Source organism: Paenibacillus barengoltzii G22 (assembly GCF_000403375.2).
GTDB classification, from domain to species: Bacteria; Bacillota; Bacilli; order Paenibacillales; family Paenibacillaceae; genus Fontibacillus; species Fontibacillus barengoltzii.
In genome coordinates, this window is record NZ_KE159652.1 from 1359420 (window position 1) to 1376349 (window position 16930).

At 53.0% G+C, this 16930-nt stretch carries 16 protein-coding genes and 2 riboswitches; of the genes, 11 read left to right on the forward strand and 5 right to left on the reverse strand.

Annotated elements, in window-relative coordinates; genetic code table 11:
* Positions 1-62: 62 nt before the first annotated feature.
* Positions 63-1358, forward strand: a complete 1296-nt coding sequence (gene asnS, locus C812_RS06405) for an asparagine--tRNA ligase (protein WP_016311850.1) — start codon at positions 63-65, stop codon at positions 1356-1358.
* A gap of 25 nt (positions 1359-1383) precedes the next feature.
* On the forward strand, positions 1384-2073 hold the full coding sequence (locus C812_RS06410; RefSeq protein WP_016311851.1) for a DnaD domain-containing protein: 690 nt from the start codon (positions 1384-1386) through the stop codon (positions 2071-2073).
* A 65-nt stretch (positions 2074-2138) separates the two neighbouring features.
* Here the strand turns inward: C812_RS06410 and C812_RS06415 are convergent, their stop codons facing one another.
* Entirely contained in the window at positions 2139-2507 is a 369-nt protein-coding gene (locus C812_RS06415; protein ID WP_016311852.1) for a DUF423 domain-containing protein, read from the reverse strand.
* A 132-nt stretch (positions 2508-2639) separates the two neighbouring features.
* Positions 2640-3800 carry an asparaginase gene (locus C812_RS06420; protein WP_016311853.1) on the reverse strand — a complete coding sequence of 387 codons (1161 nt, stop codon included), beginning with the start codon at positions 3798-3800 and terminating at the stop codon, positions 2640-2642.
* Between the two features lie 428 nt (positions 3801-4228).
* Between C812_RS06420 and C812_RS06425 the strand changes: the two genes are divergently transcribed.
* From C812_RS06425 to C812_RS06465, 9 genes are all read left to right on the forward strand, one after another.
* Entirely contained in the window at positions 4229-4693 is a 465-nt protein-coding gene (locus C812_RS06425; RefSeq protein WP_232228340.1) for an RNA polymerase sigma factor, read from the forward strand.
* Entirely contained in the window at positions 4690-5130 is a 441-nt protein-coding gene (locus C812_RS21475) for a hypothetical protein (RefSeq protein WP_016311855.1), read from the forward strand. Before C812_RS06425 ends, C812_RS21475 begins: the two co-directional genes overlap by 4 nt.
* Before the next feature lie 58 nt (positions 5131-5188).
* Positions 5189-6280, forward strand: coding sequence for a hypothetical protein (locus tag C812_RS06435; RefSeq protein ID WP_016311856.1), 1092 nt, complete (start codon positions 5189-5191; stop codon positions 6278-6280).
* A gap of 116 nt (positions 6281-6396) precedes the next feature.
* Positions 6397-7092 carry a response regulator transcription factor gene (locus C812_RS06440; protein ID WP_016311857.1) on the forward strand — a complete coding sequence of 232 codons (696 nt, stop codon included), beginning with the start codon at positions 6397-6399 and terminating at the stop codon, positions 7090-7092.
* 4 nt (positions 7093-7096) lie between these two features.
* Positions 7097-8080 carry a sensor histidine kinase gene (locus C812_RS06445; protein ID WP_016311858.1) on the forward strand — a complete coding sequence of 328 codons (984 nt, stop codon included), beginning with the start codon at positions 7097-7099 and terminating at the stop codon, positions 8078-8080.
* A 108-nt stretch (positions 8081-8188) separates the two neighbouring features.
* Complete coding sequence (locus C812_RS06450; RefSeq protein ID WP_016311859.1) at positions 8189-8959, forward strand: ABC transporter ATP-binding protein; 771 nt, start codon at positions 8189-8191, stop codon at positions 8957-8959.
* Positions 8934-10907 carry an ABC transporter permease gene (locus C812_RS06455; protein ID WP_016311860.1) on the forward strand — a complete coding sequence of 658 codons (1974 nt, stop codon included), beginning with the start codon at positions 8934-8936 and terminating at the stop codon, positions 10905-10907. Before C812_RS06450 ends, C812_RS06455 begins: the two co-directional genes overlap by 26 nt.
* A gap of 16 nt (positions 10908-10923) precedes the next feature.
* The gene (locus C812_RS06460; protein WP_016311861.1) at positions 10924-11556 is read left to right on the forward strand and encodes a DedA family protein; all 633 of its coding nucleotides are present in this window, start codon (positions 10924-10926) and stop codon (positions 11554-11556) included.
* 15 nt (positions 11557-11571) lie between these two features.
* On the forward strand, positions 11572-12420 hold the full coding sequence (locus tag C812_RS06465; protein WP_016311862.1) for an undecaprenyl-diphosphate phosphatase: 849 nt from the start codon (positions 11572-11574) through the stop codon (positions 12418-12420).
* A gap of 63 nt (positions 12421-12483) precedes the next feature.
* On the opposite strand, the gene gcvPB is transcribed toward C812_RS06465, so the two are convergent.
* From gcvPB to gcvT, 3 genes are read right to left on the reverse strand one after another with little or no spacing between them, the layout of a single operon-like run.
* The gene (gene gcvPB, locus C812_RS06470; protein WP_016311863.1) at positions 12484-14001 is read right to left on the reverse strand and encodes an aminomethyl-transferring glycine dehydrogenase subunit GcvPB; all 1518 of its coding nucleotides are present in this window, start codon (positions 13999-14001) and stop codon (positions 12484-12486) included.
* Entirely contained in the window at positions 13989-15353 is a 1365-nt protein-coding gene (gene gcvPA / locus C812_RS06475) for an aminomethyl-transferring glycine dehydrogenase subunit GcvPA (RefSeq protein WP_016311864.1), read from the reverse strand. The genes gcvPB and gcvPA overlap by 13 nt, the downstream gene beginning before the upstream one ends.
* Positions 15354-15372: 19 nt before the next feature.
* Complete coding sequence (gene gcvT / locus C812_RS06480; protein ID WP_016311865.1) at positions 15373-16503, reverse strand: glycine cleavage system aminomethyltransferase GcvT; 1131 nt, start codon at positions 16501-16503, stop codon at positions 15373-15375.
* A gap of 110 nt (positions 16504-16613) precedes the next feature.
* A riboswitch (glycine riboswitch) is annotated at positions 16614-16721 on the reverse strand.
* A gap of 3 nt (positions 16722-16724) precedes the next feature.
* Positions 16725-16823, reverse strand: a riboswitch (glycine riboswitch).
* Positions 16824-16930 lie beyond the last annotated feature (107 nt).

Genomic DNA, 16930 nt, shown 5'->3' on the forward strand with positions numbered 1-16930 from the left:
ATACGGCGAATTTAAACCAGTAGGTTTTTAAATATCGTTTTCGTTAGAGGAGAGATATAAGCATGGCGGTCAAAACTGTGATTCGTCAAGTGAATGAGCATGTCGGGGAACAGGTCGTCATCGGCAGTTGGCTCAATAACAAACGTTCCAGCGGTAAAATTCAATTTTTGCAGCTTCGGGACGGGACCGGCTACATCCAAGCAGTTGTAGTGAAGAACGAGGTATCTGAGGAAACCTGGAACAAAGCCAAAAGCTTGACCCAAGAATCCTCGATGTACGTGACGGGCGTTATTCGCGAGGAGCCGCGAAGCAAGTCCGGTTATGAAATGACGGTTACCGACATCGAAATCATCCAATTGACCGAAAACTATCCGATTACGCCCAAAGAACACGGGGTTGATTTCTTGATGGACCATCGTCACCTGTGGCTTCGTTCCTCGAAGCAGCGGGCGATTATGGTCATTCGGGCTGAAATTATTCGCGCCGTGCAAGAGTTTTTCGATCAAAACGGGTTTACGCTGGTGGATCCGCCAATCCTGACGCCGACATCGGCGGAAGGAACGACGAACCTGTTCCATACGAAATACTTTGAGGAAGACGCTTATCTAACGCAAAGCGGCCAGCTATATATGGAAGCTGCTGCGATGGCATTAGGGAAAGTGTACTCCTTCGGGCCAACATTCCGTGCTGAGAAATCCAAGACGCGCCGCCATTTGATCGAGTTCTGGATGATTGAGCCGGAAATGGCCTTCACCGATCATGAGGAAAGCTTGAAGGTGCAAGAGAATTTCATCACGCATGTGGTGCAATCGGTATTGAAAAATTGCCGGGCCGAGCTGGAAGCTGTAGGCCGCGACGTGTCCAAGCTGGAAGGCATCCAAGCGCCGTTTCCGCGGATCACGTATGATGAGGCGATTGAATACCTGCATACGCAAGGTTTTGATATTCCTTGGGGCGAAGACTTCGGAGCGCCGCACGAAACGGCAATTGCCGAACGTTACGACAAGCCGGTGTTTATCACCCATTATCCAGCGGGAATCAAGGCGTTCTATATGAAGCCGGATCCGAATCGTCCAGAGGTCGTACTCTGCGCCGATATGATTGCTCCGGAAGGCTACGGGGAAATTATCGGCGGTTCGCAACGGATTGACGATCCGGAACTGATGGAGGAACGCTTCAAGGAGCATAACCTGTCGCCGGAAACGTACCAATGGTACCTGGATCTGCGCAAATACGGCTCGGTTCCTCACTCCGGCTTCGGCCTCGGATTGGAACGGACTGTTGCTTGGATTTGCGGTCTGGATCACGTACGCGAGACGATTCCGTTCCCGCGGATGCTGTACCGGTTGTATCCATAAGGCTACTGAAAGGTGAGCTTAATCTATGGCCATGAATGAAGGCAACAACGCTTGGGCGAAGGGCATGGCTCTCGGGATGGAGGCGGGGATGGTGAACATCCCTTACCCGCTGCTTGCCCATTACCGGAAGCTCCGTTTAAGCGATACAGAAGCGATGTTGCTGATCCAGTTACTGGCTTTCCAGCAAATCGAGCGTAACGATTTCCCGTCGATTGAGCAGCTGGAATCACGGATGGACATGGCACCCGGAACGCTTGCCCCGGTCATTCGCGGTTTATTGAAGGAAGGCTGGATCAGCATCGACGAGACGGTTGATGAAGCAACCGGCATCCATTCGGAGCATTATAATTTGCATGGTATGTACAAGCGGCTGGGCGAGTGGCTGGCTGCGCAGCCATCGGCCGCATCCGGCCGCAAGCCGGTAGATTCTGCTCCTGATGTTCGTGAGGAGCCGGAACGGAACTTATTTGTTATCTTCGAAAAAGAATTTGCCCGTCCGCTTTCGCCGATGGAATGCGAGACGATCTCCAGCTGGGTGGACCAAGACCGTTATCCAGAAGAGCTGATCCGATTGGCACTGAAGGAAGCGGTATTTGCCGGAAAGGTCCATTTCCGGTACATTGACCGGATCTTGCTGGAATGGAGCCGCAACCGCGTGCGTACAGCGGAGGACGTCAAAGCTTATACGCAACGCTTCCGCAGCGGGATGCGATAAGTCAATAAAATAAAGAGAGTGCCTCTCAATGGGAGAGGTACTCTTTTTTTGTGCAAAACTCCTAGTTAGCCTTGAATCACCGCAATCACAAAGATCACCCAACCCGCGAGGAAACTGACGCCGCCTAACGGCGTGATGGCGCCTAGCTTACGGATGCCGGTCAAGCTCAAGGCATACAGGCTGCCGGAGAATAGAATGATTCCGGCAAGCAGGAACCAGCCAGCGAGGACGATGAGTGATTCGCTCTCGAGCTGTGCTGCGGTAAGCCCCAGTAGAAGGAGTCCGATTCCGTGGGCGATATGGTATTGGATGCCCGTTTGATACGTTTTTTGTCGATCTTCGGTTAAACGGTTTTTGAGGGCGTGGGCGCCGAAGGCACCGAGCGCAACCGCAAGAAACATCAGAATTCCACCCAGTGTAAGCAGTAAGGTCATGGTAGATAACACCTCCCTCCAAATCTTACCGATTCCCCTTAGGCTCGTCAATCCAAGTCAAAAAAAGCAGCGCGTTCATAAAGAACCGCGCTGCTAAATATATGAATGGGGAGGTGGAGTTATTCAGTTTCCTTACTTCGCCGGGAGCTCAATTTGACCATACCCGACGGTCGTAAACCAGTTCTTCACGGTATCGAAGTCCTTCGAGAAGGACAAGCAGAGCAGCAAGAGAATGCGAGCATGGGCGGCGTTCAGGTTGTCACCGGCGATAATCCCTTCACCGCTGGAATAGTTGCTGCCTGATCCGGTCCGGGTCGTTGTGACGAACACAACGCCTTTCTCGATGGCGGCTTTACGCTCTTCGGTCATTGCCTTGGAGATCCCGCCTGCTCCGGTGCCAGCCGTAACGATGCCTTTGGCTCCGTTGGCGACAAATCCGCTGATTGCACCTGCACCGGCATCTTGATAGGAGTAGGCGATTTCGACCTTCGCCAAGTCCTTTTTGCTAATTTTGCTCAGATCAAACGGTGTTGCCCAATCTGCAGCCGATTTTAGAGCACGGAACGGTGCGCGGTAAACGCGGATCGTTTTTTCGTCGATATAACCAAGTGCTCCAATTTCCGGCGTTACGAACGTATCGGTCCGATAGGAGTTCGTTTTCGTAACCTCACGGGCGGCATGGAACTCGTCGTTCAGCATGACGACGGTGCCGAAATATTTCGTCTTTCCGCTCGCCGCCAACTTAATAGCGTTATAAAGGTTAGCTGGCGCATCCGTCCCGATGACCGTCCAAGGTCGCATGGAACCTGTAACAACGACCGGTTTGGGGCTGCGCACGGTCAGATCCAGGAAGTAGGCGATTTCTTCCATCGTATCCGTACCGGTTGTTACCACAACCCCGTCTTGGGTTTTGAGGGCTTCGTCAACTTTCAAGGAAAGATCGTATAATTGCTCAATCGTATAGGCGCTGGAGCCAGAGTTGCCGAATTGATATGTAGAGACATCGGCGATTTGGTCTTTATTGGGGAGGGAGGCTACGAGATCGGCAATTGGCAGCGAGCCGGCTCGATAGGTTTGGAAGCTCGTTTCATCCGTGGATTGCCCGGCAAGTGTGCCGCCGGTGGCGATCACCTGTACTTTCGGCAGCTTCTTGACAACTTCAGTCGCGGTAACGGTACCTGTCACCGTTTCGGCTGCAGAAGCTGGTGAGAGATATAAATTGGGGAGCAGTGCAGTCACGGCGAGGCCGGTAACTAATAAGGTCTTTAAACTTCGGGATGTCCACTTCTTCATTCCATCAACCTCCAAGATGTTATTAAGTTAACGTTATGTAATAAAAACTGCCACAATGGTTGTTAACTTGAGAGAAATTATAGTTTGATGTCATGTATATTGACAAACAGGTTAAAGGGCGAATAAAGCGCTTAAACCTTTGGTTATCAAGCTATAACGATTTGTAGAACGATTTTAAAGGCAGTTTCAAAATATTTAAATAGTCGAATTTAATGTAAACATTTATGACATGAACAATTTTTTGGGTAGTTTGTAGCACTTTTGCGGGTTCAAACGTTTTTTCAATTAGTATGCAGGGGCAGGGCGGACAACCGTCGTCAATATGATGGGAGGAGGGGAGAGTTATTGATGAAAGATCGTTTGTTCTAAGATTTCAGAAGGGAGATCACAGCGTCTTTCCTTGGTTGATCCAGGAATATGGGACCTATGTGTATCGAGTAGCCTACTCGGTGCTGCATGATGCCAAGGAAGCGGAGGATGCTGCCCAGGAAACCTTCCTGCAAATCTATAAATCTCTCCCGGAGTATCGCTCTCAAGGTCTTAAAACCTGGTTGACCCGGATCGCCGTTAACAAGTCGATTGACATCAAGCGGAAGCGGGACCGGCGCAAGGAAGAGCATTGGGACCCGGCGGATCTGGACCTGCACGCAACGGATTCGGATGAAGGTAATCTGTTTGGTTTACTCCATGCTGAGCGGACTGTGGAGGTCCGTCGAAGAATTGCCGCGCTTCCGGCGGGGCATCGTCAGATCGTTACGAAATTTTATCTGGAAGGCAAAAGTCATGATCAAATCGCCGCAGAGTTAGGTGTAGCGGTGAAAACAATAGAATCGAAGCTATACCGGGCGAGGGCCTATATTCGTGAGCACTGGTCAAGGGAGGAATGGGGATGAGCCAACATAAGCCAGAGGATTTAGCGCTATGGCGCAGTTATATTAGCGGCGAACTGGATACGAACACGGAGTCACGCTTGGAAGCCTTACTGCAAGGGGATGAGGCGGCCTTTGCTGGTTATGCGGCTGTACTATCCTCCTTGGAACGCGAGCTTCCGGGACCGATAGATGAGGCAGCCTATCGGCAATCGATCATAGAAAAGCTTCCGTGTGCAAGGGAGAGGAAGGCGCGCACCGGCAGCCGCAGAGCCTGGAGTCGTCATCCGTTGCTGCACTATGTGATTGCGGCAACTTTGACCGCATTGCTGCTGGGAAGCGGTGTTTTTGATCATATCGCGTTAAAAAGCAATCAACTGATCCAACGTCCGAACTCATCCTCTCTGAGCGAGCGGATGATGAAGGCAACAACCAGCTGGCTTGACAGCTGGCAACGATAACAAATTCATTTTCTATAGGAATGGTATGAAGCGATGATCGAGGAAAGGAAGAAAGCATATGCCGTATGAGCGAAATCGACTGTTAGCTTTACTGTTAAATTTTATCCCCGGTCTGGGACATCTCTATTGGGGCAAAAAAGGAAGAGGGATCACCTATCCGATCCTGTTTTTTGGCGGAATTTTGTTTGGATTGGTTGTAGCAATGGCTGCGGACAGCGGGGAGATGGCCATGTTCACCTTGGTCGCGTCCATTATTCTCTGGTTGATCTCGATGTTTGACCTGTTGATCACGATGCTTCGCGAATCGCCGGAGGAACGGGCTTACCGGGAGCATGTTCGTCAGATGACCGGCGAAGGAAGAGAGTCGGAGAAATTCTTTACCATCCTGCTGTCGTTTGTACCCGGTCTGGGTCATTTTCAACTTGGACTTATGCAGCGCGGGCTTTCGTTTTTGATCGCCTTTTTTGGCTTGATCACGATGATGTTTTTTGTATCTGGCCTTACACATGATTCCGTGTTTCTGCTGTTCCTTGGTCTGCTGCCGATCATTTGGCTGTACAGCATGTTCGATGCGGTGCAGCTCGTGCACCGGAAATTAGCGGGCGAGCCGTTGGTTGACCGAACCCCCTTTGACGACTGGGAAGCCGGAAGAATAGAAGGTCGGCGCAGCAAAGTGCTGGCGACATTGTTATCCGCATTTCCCGGGGCAGGTCAAATGTACCTCGGGTTGCAGAAACGCGGCCTGCAAATGATGGTCCTGTTCCTGGGCAGCTTCTATATCATTGATGTGCTGCGGTTGTCGGTGTTTTTGTTCATCCTCCCGATCATCTGGTTTTATTGTTTCTTCGACGGTCTGCAGCAGACGAGCCGCTACGGTATTTTACCTATGGAGGATCAACCGCTTCTGGAAACCCGCGGTGAATACCAGCATTGGCTGGGCATTGCGTTGATTCTGCTAGGAATTTATTTCGTGGGGATGGAACTGATCATTCCAGTACTAGATGCTAATTTCCCTGAGCTTCATATCTACTATCGAATTGAAAAATACCTCCGTCCGACGATCGTCGCCGTCTTGCTGATCGGCGGGGGAATCAAGCTGCTTGCCCGGCCGAAACGGCGGGATGTGTTCTGGAGCGACGAGGAAATCTAACACATTGATGCGGTTAAGAGAGGTGACAGCTTCACGGCTAAGCCTCTCTATTTTATTTCTGGGGGGATTATTTGCTACAATGCAGGGAGTGGGATTGCTAGAAAAGGAGAAACACGATGTTCAAAATCTTTATTGTGGAAGATGACAAGCCGCTTGTGGAGCTGTTGGAGCAATATTTACAACGGTTTGGCTACGATACGTTGGCGGCCTCGGACTTCAGCGAAGTCAAAACCGAGTTTGAGCGCTACGCTCCGCATCTTGTGCTGCTGGACGTCAACCTGCCGAAATACGACGGCTACTATTGGTGTCGCCAGATCCGCAACTTATCGACCTGTCCAATCGTGTTCTTGTCGGCGCGTGAAGGAAAGATGGATCAGGTGATGGCCTTGGAAAATGGAGCTGACGATTATATCACCAAACCGTTTGATTACGATATCGTGATTGCCAAAATCAAAAGCCAGCTGCGCCGCGCCTATGGAACTTATGCCGGGAGTGGAGATGACCGTACGGTAACGGTCGCCGGGCTGCGGTTGGACCGGGACCGCCTGTCCCTCAGCTTGCGGGATCAACGAATTGAGCTGAGCTTAACTGAGGTTAAAATTTTGGACGAATTGATGAGTAAAATCGAGCAGGTGGTCAGCCGAGACCGGCTGCTGGAGAAGATTTGGGATGACCAGGCGTTTGTCGACGACAATACGCTTAACGTTTACGTGACTCGGGTGCGAAAGAAGCTGTCCGCTCTCGGGATTGATAATGCGCTGCAAACTGTTCGAGGTCAAGGTTATCGGCTCGTGCCTCTTTGGGGGGAGTGAGCCCATGCGTTTATTTTGGCGGGATCAACGTCCGTATATGATCGTGTATTTGCTGCAACTCGCTGTATTGACTTTGGTGTACTGGCTTGACGGTTACCGCCATGCGGCGATCAGTGTATACGGGGCGCTCCTGAGCACGTGCATCTTGGCTATCTTTCTCATCGTCCGTTATTGGACCAACCGCTCGTTCTACCGCTTGCTGGAGCAGATGCCCGATTCGCTGCGCTCCTTTGCCGAAATGAAGCCGGGCTCGCCGCTGGCCGACTCTCTGCAGCGCTTCTTGAAGGCGCAATATCGTCTGTACTTGCAGGAAACCGGCGAGCAGCAGAGCAAGATCGAGGGGCATCGCCATTTTATCAATCAATGGGTGCATCAAATGAAAACGCCGTTGTCCGTCATCCATCTGATGGTGCAGCATGAAGATGACACTCAGTCTGTGGCAATTGCCGATGAGCTGGATCGGTTGCGCAAAGGATTGGAAATGGTGCTTTATACGGCTCGGTTGGATACGTTTGAGCATGATTTTGTGGCCGAAACACTCGATATGGCGGTCTTGGTACGTTCCGTGACGTCAGCCCAGAAAAGATTGTTCATCCGGCGTAAGGTTTATCCCATGATCGAAATTCCTGAGGGACTTCAGGTTACTACGGATGAGAAATGGCTGTCATTCGTGCTGACGCAGCTGATCACTAATGCTGTGAAATATACCGTGAAGGAACGGGCGAATCTGTATTTCCGCGGCTTTGTACGCGGACGTGAGACGGTGCTGGAGATTGAGGATGAAGGCATAGGGATTCCAGCCAGTGATCTGCCGCGGGTATTCGACGCTTATTTTACGGGAGACAACGGTCGGAGCTTTCCTGAATCCACCGGGATGGGGTTGTACTTAGCGAAGGAAATCTGTACGAAGCTAGGGCATCGTCTGGAGCTGGAATCGCAGTACGGTGCAGGGACGACCGTGCGGATTATCTTTCAACCGAACCCGTAAAGCTTACAAGGGAGTAAGGTAACTGTAAGGTTAAGCGATGGAGCGCAGGCTGACAGCTCTCCTATAATCGAGGTAGATGGACTGAGTAAGAAGGAGCGCTAGATCAGCATGGCGGTATTGGAAGTATCGGCGTTAACGAAAATCTATGAAGGAAAAATTGCGACCAAAGCCTTGGATGGTGTAAGTTTCCGAATCCAGGAAGGAGAGTTCGTTGGCATCATGGGGCCGTCCGGCAGCGGCAAAACAACGCTGCTTAACGTTATCGCCACCATCGACGAACCCACTTCGGGGACGGTTACTTTGCAGGGTCAGGATCCGCACCGGATGAATCGGGAGCAGACGGCGTTGTTCCGGAGGCGGGAGCTGGGGTTTATTTTTCAGCATTTCAACCTGCTGGACACGCTGACGGTGGAGGAGAACATCGTATTGCCCTTAACGTTGGATGGGGTTTCTGTCCAGGTCATGAAAGCCAAGGCGCTAGAGATGGCGCGGCGACTTGGGATCGAGGGGATCCTGTCCAAATATGCTTATGAACTGTCGGGCGGGCAAATGCAGCGGACAGCGATTGCCCGCGCGATGATCCACCAGCCTTCGCTGATCTTGGCCGATGAGCCGACCGGCAACCTGGACTCGAAGGCTTCCCGTGATGTGATGGAGGCGTTCGCTGCCATGAATGAATCGCATCGGGCGACGATTCTGATGGTCACACATGATGCGCTGGCGGCGAGTTATTGCCATCGGGTCATTTTCATCAAAGATGGGAAGCTGTACAACGAAATGTATCGCGGGGACAATCGGCAGGCCTTCTTCCAGAAAATCATCGACATGATGTCGCTGCTGGGAGGGGACAGTCATGACCTTTCGTCAATTCGCCTATAACAATGTCCTGCGGAACAAGCGAACGTACGCTGCTTATTTTCTGAGTAGTGCGTTTTCGGTAATGATCTTTTTCGTCTGCGCTTTGTTTCTGTTTCATCCCGGCCTTCAGCAAGAAGTGATGTATCGTTCAGCTGTGTTAGTGCTCTGGTCCGCCGAAGTGATTATGTACGTGTTTGTCTTCTTCTTCGTGATTTACTCCGTGGGGTCTTTTCTGCGCTCGCGCAAGCGCGAGTTTGGGATCTTGCTGCTGCACGGCATGACCGAGAAGCAATTGCGTAACCTCGTCTTCCTGGAGCATCTGCTGATTGGTGCAGGGGCGCTGGTGTGTGGGATTGGCGGGGGACTTCTGCTGGCCAAGCTGTTTCTGATGGCAGGCTCCAATCTGCTCGGTGTTCCGCAGCTATCCTTCCATGTGCCTTGGCAAGGTTTGCTGCTGACATTAGGGGCGTTCTCGCTGCTGTTTCTGATCATTTCGCTTTGTACGACCATGCTGTTGGGTTCGCACCGGTTGATTGAGTTGTTCCAGGCCGAGATGAAGCCCGCCCCTCCGCCGCAGGCTTCCCTGGTTTTGTCGTTGCTGGCGGCAGGCTTGCTTGGTATCAGCTATGGGCTGGCGGCTACAGCTACGGCGTCCAACGTGCTGACCCGTATGCTGCCGGTGACAGCGATGACGATAGCGGGTACGTATTTCTTCTACACGCAGCTAAGTGTGTTTCTGATTCAACGGATCAAACGGCAACTCGATTATTATTGGAAAAAAACAAACTTGATTACCGTATCCAGTCTCGCTTACCGAATGAAAGAGAATGCCCGGATGTTCTTTCTTGTAACGATCATTTCAACAGTCACGTTCTGCGCGGTAGGCGCCTTCGCCTCAGTCAATCGGCTTGCGGATCAATTTGAACAGGATTATCCGGTGGACATCGCCTATGTGGCCAAAGGAGATAGCGAAGCAGAGGATGAGCATCTGGAGGCGATTCGAAGTGAGCTTGGGGCACGCGGAATTGCGTACCGTACACTAAGCCTGCCCATCATTCTTGCGGAAGTGGTATCTTCAAGCTCTTCCGACACGCTGGATCGGCTGCCTCTGCTCTCGTTCACAGATTATAAACGGCTGCTGGAGGCGGCGGGGATCGCAGTGTCCGAGAGTTCGCCGAAAGACGGAGAGGCACTGCTGCTGCTTGGGTCGGAGCGGGAGAGACCGCAGCTCCTGCAGCGCAAGCCGGTCTCCTACACCTTTGCGGGCGCACCGGAGCTTACGGTCCGCGAGATCGGCATTAGTCAGCATGTCGCCCTGCCCGAGAATCTAACGCCTACGACTGGCGATGATCGGGAGGGTTCGTTCTCCGGGCTGGTGGTCAGCGATGCCACGCTGGAGCGGCTTAAGGCGGCTTCGGCAGAGGAGGGTGATGGGTTGGGGATGGACCGGTTCACCGGGTTTTACGTGGATGCTCTGGAAACTACCCGAGGCCTGGCGGCGGAGCTGACCGAGAACGGAAGAGTCAGCTACGAGTCAGACCGGCCTTACGCCATGACCATCAGCGGCACCTTGGCGGAAGTGCAGGGCACAACGTACCGAGCCTTGCTGTTTTTCGCTTTACTGGTGGGCACTGTCTTTTTTATCGCAGCGGGGAGCTTTCTGTATTTTCGGCTGTACAGCGATTTGGCATATGATCGGCGGCAGTATGGGGCGTTATCGAAGCTTGGCCTCACAGATAAAGAACTTGCGCGAATCATTACTCGCCAGGTAGGGGTGTTGTTCTTCGTGCCGATCGCGCTGGCCATTGTCCATAGCCTGTTTGCGTTTAAGGCCATGCAAAACTTGTTTAACTTTTCGGTCGCTTGGCAAACCGTGCTGATCTTGGCTAGCTTTTTGCTGGTGCAAGTCGTTTACTTCTTCTTTATTCAGGCCCGTTACTTACGCAACGTCAAAAAAGCGATTCGCTAAATACGGGAGGTACAACGTGGAGAACTGGATTACAGACTTTATGGAGAGGTTTGGCTATTTTGGCGTCTTCCTGCTGATTGCCTTGGAAAACGTATTTCCCCCGATTCCGTCGGAAGTAATCTTAACCTTTGGTGGCTTTATGACCACCTATACGAGCTTAACACCGTCAGCGGTGATCGTCTTCTCGACGCTAGGTTCGGTGTTTGGCGCCGTGATCCTATATGGGATCGGGTATCTGGTGAACGTTGACCGATTGGAAGGGTGGATCGATCGCTACGGTCGGTTCCTGCGCCTGAAAAAAGAAGATGTCCGCCGCGCGGATGCCTGGTTTGATCGATATGGCTATTGGACGGTACTGTTCTGCCGGATGGTCCCGCTGATTCGCAGCTTGATCTCGATTCCGGCCGGCATGTCGAAAATGAAATTTGGCCAGTTCCTGCTGTTTACCACGATCGGGACGTTGATTTGGAATGTGGCGCTCGTCTTGCTTGGAGCGGCGGTAGGAGGTTCCTGGGCAGAGATCGTCGCCTTTATGGACGTCTATTCCAACATCGCCTATGCTATTATAGTATTTGGTGTGTTGTTGGGCTTCCTCTGGCTGCGTCGGAGAAAGAAGGAGCTTCGCGGAAACATCAAAACAGAGAGATAAGGAGAAACCTACGAAATGAACTTGTTGGAACTCATGAAAGCTATTATTCTTGGCCTGGTGGAGGGACTTACAGAGTTTGCGCCGGTGTCCTCCACGGGGCATATGATCATTGTGGATGATATGTGGCTGAAAACCGAGGAGCTGCTCGGTTCAAAGTATGTGGCGAACACGTTTAAAGTCGTGATCCAACTCGGCTCGATTTTGGCGGTCTTGGTCGTGTTCCGCAACCGATTTATCGATTTGCTGGGGCTGTCGCGCTGGATGCCGAAGGCCAAAGGGGAAGCGGCCAGACAGAGCGGACCGCGGTTGAAGCTGATGCAGGTGATCGTGGGGTTGATTCCTGCCGGGATTCTTGGTGTGTTATTTGAGGATTTTATTGATGAGCATCTATTCTCCACCGCAACCGTATTAATTGGCCTGGTGATCGGAGCGCTGCTGATGATCGCCGCCGACCGGTTTGCGCCCAAGCGCGCAAGCGTGGATACTGTTGACCAAATAACGTACAAGCAGGCGCTCGGCATAGGGTTGTTCCAATGTCTGTCGATCTGGCCGGGCTTCTCCCGTTCGGGTTCGACGATTTCCGGCGGGGTGCTGCTAGGTTTGAGCCACCGGGCTGCAGCCGATTTCACCTTTATCATGGCCGTTCCGATCATGGCTGGGGCTAGTTTTATTTCCTTGGTGAAGAATCTGGAATATTTCACGATCGATGCACTGCCTTTCTTTGTTGTTGGCTTTATCAGTGCCTTCGTGTTTGCGTTGTTGGCGATCCGATTCTTCTTGAAGCTCATCGACCGCATCAAGCTGGTGCCGTTTGCGGTGTACCGCATTTTGCTGGCGCTCGTGATCTGGGTAGTTTATTTCTAATGTTTTGATGAAAAAAAGAGATGCTGCTTAAATAGCAACATCTCTTTTTTTGTTAGGGTGGCCTTAGCCGCAAGCACAGTTCAGCACTGGCTTCCGGGCGGCGCCGGTTTCGTCCAGACGCGTCACCGGAGTGGTGTACGGAGCGTTCCTTAACATTTCCGGATTCGTTTCAGCTTCTTTCGCGATGGCGATCATGACGTCAATAAAGCCGTCCAGCGTTTCCTTGCTTTCGGTTTCCGTCGGTTCAATCATGATACATTCCTCTACGTTCAGCGGGAAGTAGATAGTTGGCGGATGATAGCCGAAATCGAGCAGCCGCTTGGCGACGTCCAGCGTGCGGATGCCATACTTCGCCAGCCCGCTGCCGGACATGACGAATTCGTGCTTGCATGGTTGATCCGGGTACGGCAATTCGTAATAAGGCGCCAAGCGTTTCATCATGTAATTGGCGTTTAAAACGGCATTTTCCGAGACTTGGCGAAGTCCATCAGGGCCTAAGCTGCGGATATAAGCATATGCGCGAACCAGGATGCCAAAATTACCGTAAAAAGCTTTCACCCGGCCAATCGAGCTGCCCGATCCACTCTCAGCGCCACCTGCGGCCTCTTCGGAGCGAGCACCGCGGATGGCGTACCGCCCGGATTCGTCCTTGACGATTCGGGGTTCAGGCAGAAACGGTATGAGCCGCTCCTTGACGCCAACTGGACCGGCGCCCGGACCACCGCCGCCATGCGGGGTGCTCATCGTTTTGTGCAGGTTGAGGTGCACGACGTCAAAGCCCATATCGCCAGGGCGGGCGATCCCCATGATGGCGTTGGAGTTCGCGCCGTCATAATACAGCAATCCGCCGGCTTCGTGCACAATGTCGGCGATCTCCAGGATCTGTTCCTCGAACAAGCCCAGCGTGTTCGGGTTGGTGAGCATCAGCGCAGCCGTGTCCTCGCCAACGGCGGCGCGCAGCGCGTCCAGGTCCACCATGCCGCGCTTGGTGGACGGGATGGTCACCGTCTCGAAGCCGGCGACTGAGGCGCTGGCTGGGTTCGTGCCGTGCGAAGAGTCCGGCACGATCACCTTGGTGCGTTTCTCGCCGCGGCTTTCGTGGTAAGCGCGGATCATCATCAGGCCGGTCCATTCCCCGTGGGCTCCGGCCGCCGGTTGCAGTGTCACGGCATCCATACCGGTGAGTCCGGCTAAATCCTGCTGCAGACGGTACATCAGTTCAAGTGCCCCTTGCACACTTTCCTCCGGTTGATAAGGATGGATTTTTGCCAGGCCAGGGTAACGTGCAACATCTTCATTCACCTTCGGGTTGTATTTCATCGTACAGGAGCCGAGCGGATAGAAACCGTTGTCTACCCCGAAATTCCGGCGGGACAACGCGGTATAATGCCGAATCACGTCAACTTCATAAACTTCGGGAAAAGCGAGGTCTTCGCTCCGCAGCATGCCCTTGGGGACGAGCTCTTCCTTCGGGGTGGTTGGGACGTCGCATTCCGGCAGAGAATAGCCGATCCGCCCAGGGCGGCTGCGCTCAAATATCAACAATTCATCAGATTTCGTCGTCTCTTTTATTTCGAGCATATTGATTCCTCCAGTACGCGGGCGAATTGGTCAATTTCCGCTTTGCTGCGCTTCTCCGTCACGGCGACCAGCAGATGGCCGGCGAGTTCAGGATAGCTGCGTCCCAGATCGTACCCGCCGATAAATCCGGCGGCAAGCAGATCTCGCTGCAGTTTGGTCAGATCAGTCCCCTCCGGCAACTGAAGCACAAACTCGTTGAAAAATGGTGACTCAAAAGCGGCGCTTACGCCAGGGATAGCAGTGAACACCTGTTTGGCATAATGGCTTTTCTGCAAATTCAGCTCTGCTACTTCAGCCATGCCTTGCTTACCCATCACGGATAAGTAAACGGAGGCAGCCAAGGCAAGCAACGCTTGGTTGGAGCAGATGTTCGAGGTCGCTTTTTCGCGGCGAATATGCTGCTCGCGGGCTTGCAGGGTCAGGACGAACCCGCGCTTGCCATTGCGATCGGTGGTCTGCCCAACGATCCGGCCAGGGATCCGGCGCATATACGTTTCAGATACGGCAAAGAAGCCGCAGGTTGGACCGCCAAAGGAGGGGGCCAGCCCCAAAGGCTGGGCGTCACCAACGACGATATCGGCACCAAGCTTCCCTGGCGCTTCCAGCAGGCCCAGAGCGAGCGGATTACTGCTGACGATCAGCAAGCTCCCTTGGGCATGAGCTAGTTCGCCAATGGCTCGAAGATCTTCCAGGGAGCCAAAGAAATTCGGGTTTTGGATCAAGACAGCTGCGGTGTCCTTAGTGATGGCCGCAGTAAGTGCCTCGCGATCGGTCACACCTTGTTCCCAACCAACCTCAACGATCTCCAGGTTCAAGCCGTGGGCGTAAGTGGCGAGCACCTCGCGTGCTTCCGGATGGACGGTGCGGGAGACGACCAGCTGTTTGCGTCTGGTAGCCGCTGCGGCTAGGTTGCCAGCTTCCGCTAATGCGGTGGCTCCGTCGTACATGCTCGCATTAGCGACCTTAAGGCCAGTCAGCTCGCAGATGTACGACTGGAATTCAAATATTGCCTGCAGCTCGCCTTGGCTGATTTCCGGTTGATAGGGTGTGTACGCGGTATAAAATTCCGATCGCGACACGACGTGTTGAATGACGGAAGGGATGTGATGATCATAAATTCCGGCACCTAGAAAGCTGGTATACCGGTCGGTGTCGGCGTTGCGCCCGGCCAGTTCGGATAAGTGCCGGATCAGCGCGTATTCGTCTAGACGGGGAGATACCGGGAGTTCCCCTTGAAAGCGAATGTTCTCCGGGATGTCCTTGAACAGTTCCTGGACGGAGCTTACGCCGATCGTTTGCAGCATCTCCGCTTGATCTTGTTCGGTTAATGGTAAATAGCGATGTTTAAGCATCTGGTTTCGTGTTCTCCTTTCACCGCTTGGCGGCAGGGTTTTGGCGATAGAACGGCAACGGGACGACCTTGGCCTTCAGCCGCTTGCCACGGATGTCGACCTCTACGATCGTGTCGGGGTCGGCATAACGGGTGGAGAGGATCGCCATTCCGAGGTTTCTTTTCAGCGTTGGCGATTGCGTACCTGTCGTGACTTCTCCGATTGGTTCCTCTGATCCTTCGGCAAACACCTGGTAATGGGTGCGCGGAATCCCGCGGTCGATCATCTCCAGGCCAACGAGCCGGCGAGGAAGGCCTTGATCCCGCTGCTTGATCAACACATCGCGGCCGATGAAGTCGTCATTTTCCAGCTTCACGAATCGGTTTAAGCCTGCTTCGAGCGGGGTGATCTCAGGGCCCAGCTCCTGACCATACAGCGGCAGGCAAGCTTCAAAGCGCAACGTATCTCTGGCGCCCAGCCCGGCCGGGAGAAGGCCCTGGCTCTCCCCGGCTTTCATCACGACGTCCCAAAGCGCTTGTGCCTGCTCGGCCGCGACATACAACTCGAACCCATCCTCACCGGTATAACCGGTTCTGGACAGCAAGGCGGGGATGCCGGCAATCCGCGCTTCCCGAATAAACGTGAACGGACGCAACGCTCCAGGATCCTCCCCTTCGCAAAGAGGGGAGAGGAGGGAGGCGGCCAGCGGCCCTTGCACGGCAAGCAACGCTGTCTCGTCAGAGGCATTCCGCATGGTTACTCCTTCAGCGGGAAGGTGCTGCTGCAGCCAGTCCCAGTCTTTGTCAATATTCGAGGCATTGACCACCAGCATGTACTTGCCTTCTTCCAGATGATAGATCAACAGATCATCCACCACACCGCCATTGGGATAGCAGAGCAAGGTGTATTGGGCTTTTCCCGGTTGAAGCAGGGTCACATCGTTAGTGGTCATGTGTTGCAGAAAGCGTTCCGCCTCAGGACCCTCCACGTAAAATTCACCCATATGCGATACGTCAAACAGACCGGCGCGCTCGCGCACGGCTTCATGCTCTTTCTGGATGCCGCTGAACTGCACCGGCAGCTCCCAACCGCCGAAATCGATACAGCGGACTCCTTCATAACGCGCATATCCGGGATAGAGCGGCGTACGCCGCAAAGCGGATTCGGACATTACCATCACCTCGTAAGGGCCGGATCGGCCAATTTTTGAGAACAGCAAAAAAAGGACAGGCCAAAGAAAACCCGCTAACCTGCATAGAGAGGTCTAACGGTTCTTCCAGGCTCTGTCCTTTGTACCTGAGAGTTACCCTGCTTAGAGCTCAATGCTCGCGCAGGTTTCCCCTTGGGTGATTCACGTAACGCATACCTCTACGTGAATGCTCTCCAGAGTTGCGTCCGGCAGAGGTCCTTTTGCCTGAGAGATTCACCGCTTCGCGGCTTGCTCCTTCGGCGTTACAATCCCGTAATTGTAATCTCTCCCCCTGCCATCAACCGCAGCTTACACATCTCATTAATACTCAAAATCTGTCTAGATGTCAATAAAGTTATCATAATAATTTTAATTAATTTCGTTTACTGGAAAAGGCTACGCTTACATT

Excerpts from the sequence above, each read along its gene's own strand:
- asnS (WP_016311850.1), top strand. The coding sequence starts at position 63 with ATGGCGGTCAAAACTGTGATTCGTCAAGTGAATGAGCATGTCGGGGAA.
- C812_RS06410 (WP_016311851.1), top strand. The coding sequence starts at position 1,384 with ATGGCCATGAATGAAGGCAACAACGCTTGGGCGAAGGGCATGGCTCTC.
- C812_RS06415 (WP_016311852.1), bottom strand. The coding sequence starts at position 2,507 with ATGACCTTACTGCTTACACTGGGTGGAATTCTGATGTTTCTTGCGGTT.
- C812_RS06420 (WP_016311853.1), bottom strand. The coding sequence starts at position 3,800 with ATGAAGAAGTGGACATCCCGAAGTTTAAAGACCTTATTAGTTACCGGC.
- C812_RS21475 (WP_016311855.1), top strand. The coding sequence starts at position 4,690 with ATGAGCCAACATAAGCCAGAGGATTTAGCGCTATGGCGCAGTTATATT.
- C812_RS06435 (WP_016311856.1), top strand. The coding sequence starts at position 5,189 with ATGCCGTATGAGCGAAATCGACTGTTAGCTTTACTGTTAAATTTTATC.
- C812_RS06440 (WP_016311857.1), top strand. The coding sequence starts at position 6,397 with ATGTTCAAAATCTTTATTGTGGAAGATGACAAGCCGCTTGTGGAGCTG.
- C812_RS06445 (WP_016311858.1), top strand. The coding sequence starts at position 7,097 with ATGCGTTTATTTTGGCGGGATCAACGTCCGTATATGATCGTGTATTTG.
- C812_RS06450 (WP_016311859.1), top strand. The coding sequence starts at position 8,189 with ATGGCGGTATTGGAAGTATCGGCGTTAACGAAAATCTATGAAGGAAAA.
- C812_RS06455 (WP_016311860.1), top strand. The coding sequence starts at position 8,934 with ATGACCTTTCGTCAATTCGCCTATAACAATGTCCTGCGGAACAAGCGA.
- C812_RS06465 (WP_016311862.1), top strand. The coding sequence starts at position 11,572 with ATGAACTTGTTGGAACTCATGAAAGCTATTATTCTTGGCCTGGTGGAG.
- gcvPB (WP_016311863.1), bottom strand. The coding sequence starts at position 14,001 with ATGCTCGAAATAAAAGAGACGACGAAATCTGATGAATTGTTGATATTT.
- gcvPA (WP_016311864.1), bottom strand. The coding sequence starts at position 15,353 with ATGCTTAAACATCGCTATTTACCATTAACCGAACAAGATCAAGCGGAG.
- gcvT (WP_016311865.1), bottom strand. The coding sequence starts at position 16,503 with ATGTCCGAATCCGCTTTGCGGCGTACGCCGCTCTATCCCGGATATGCG.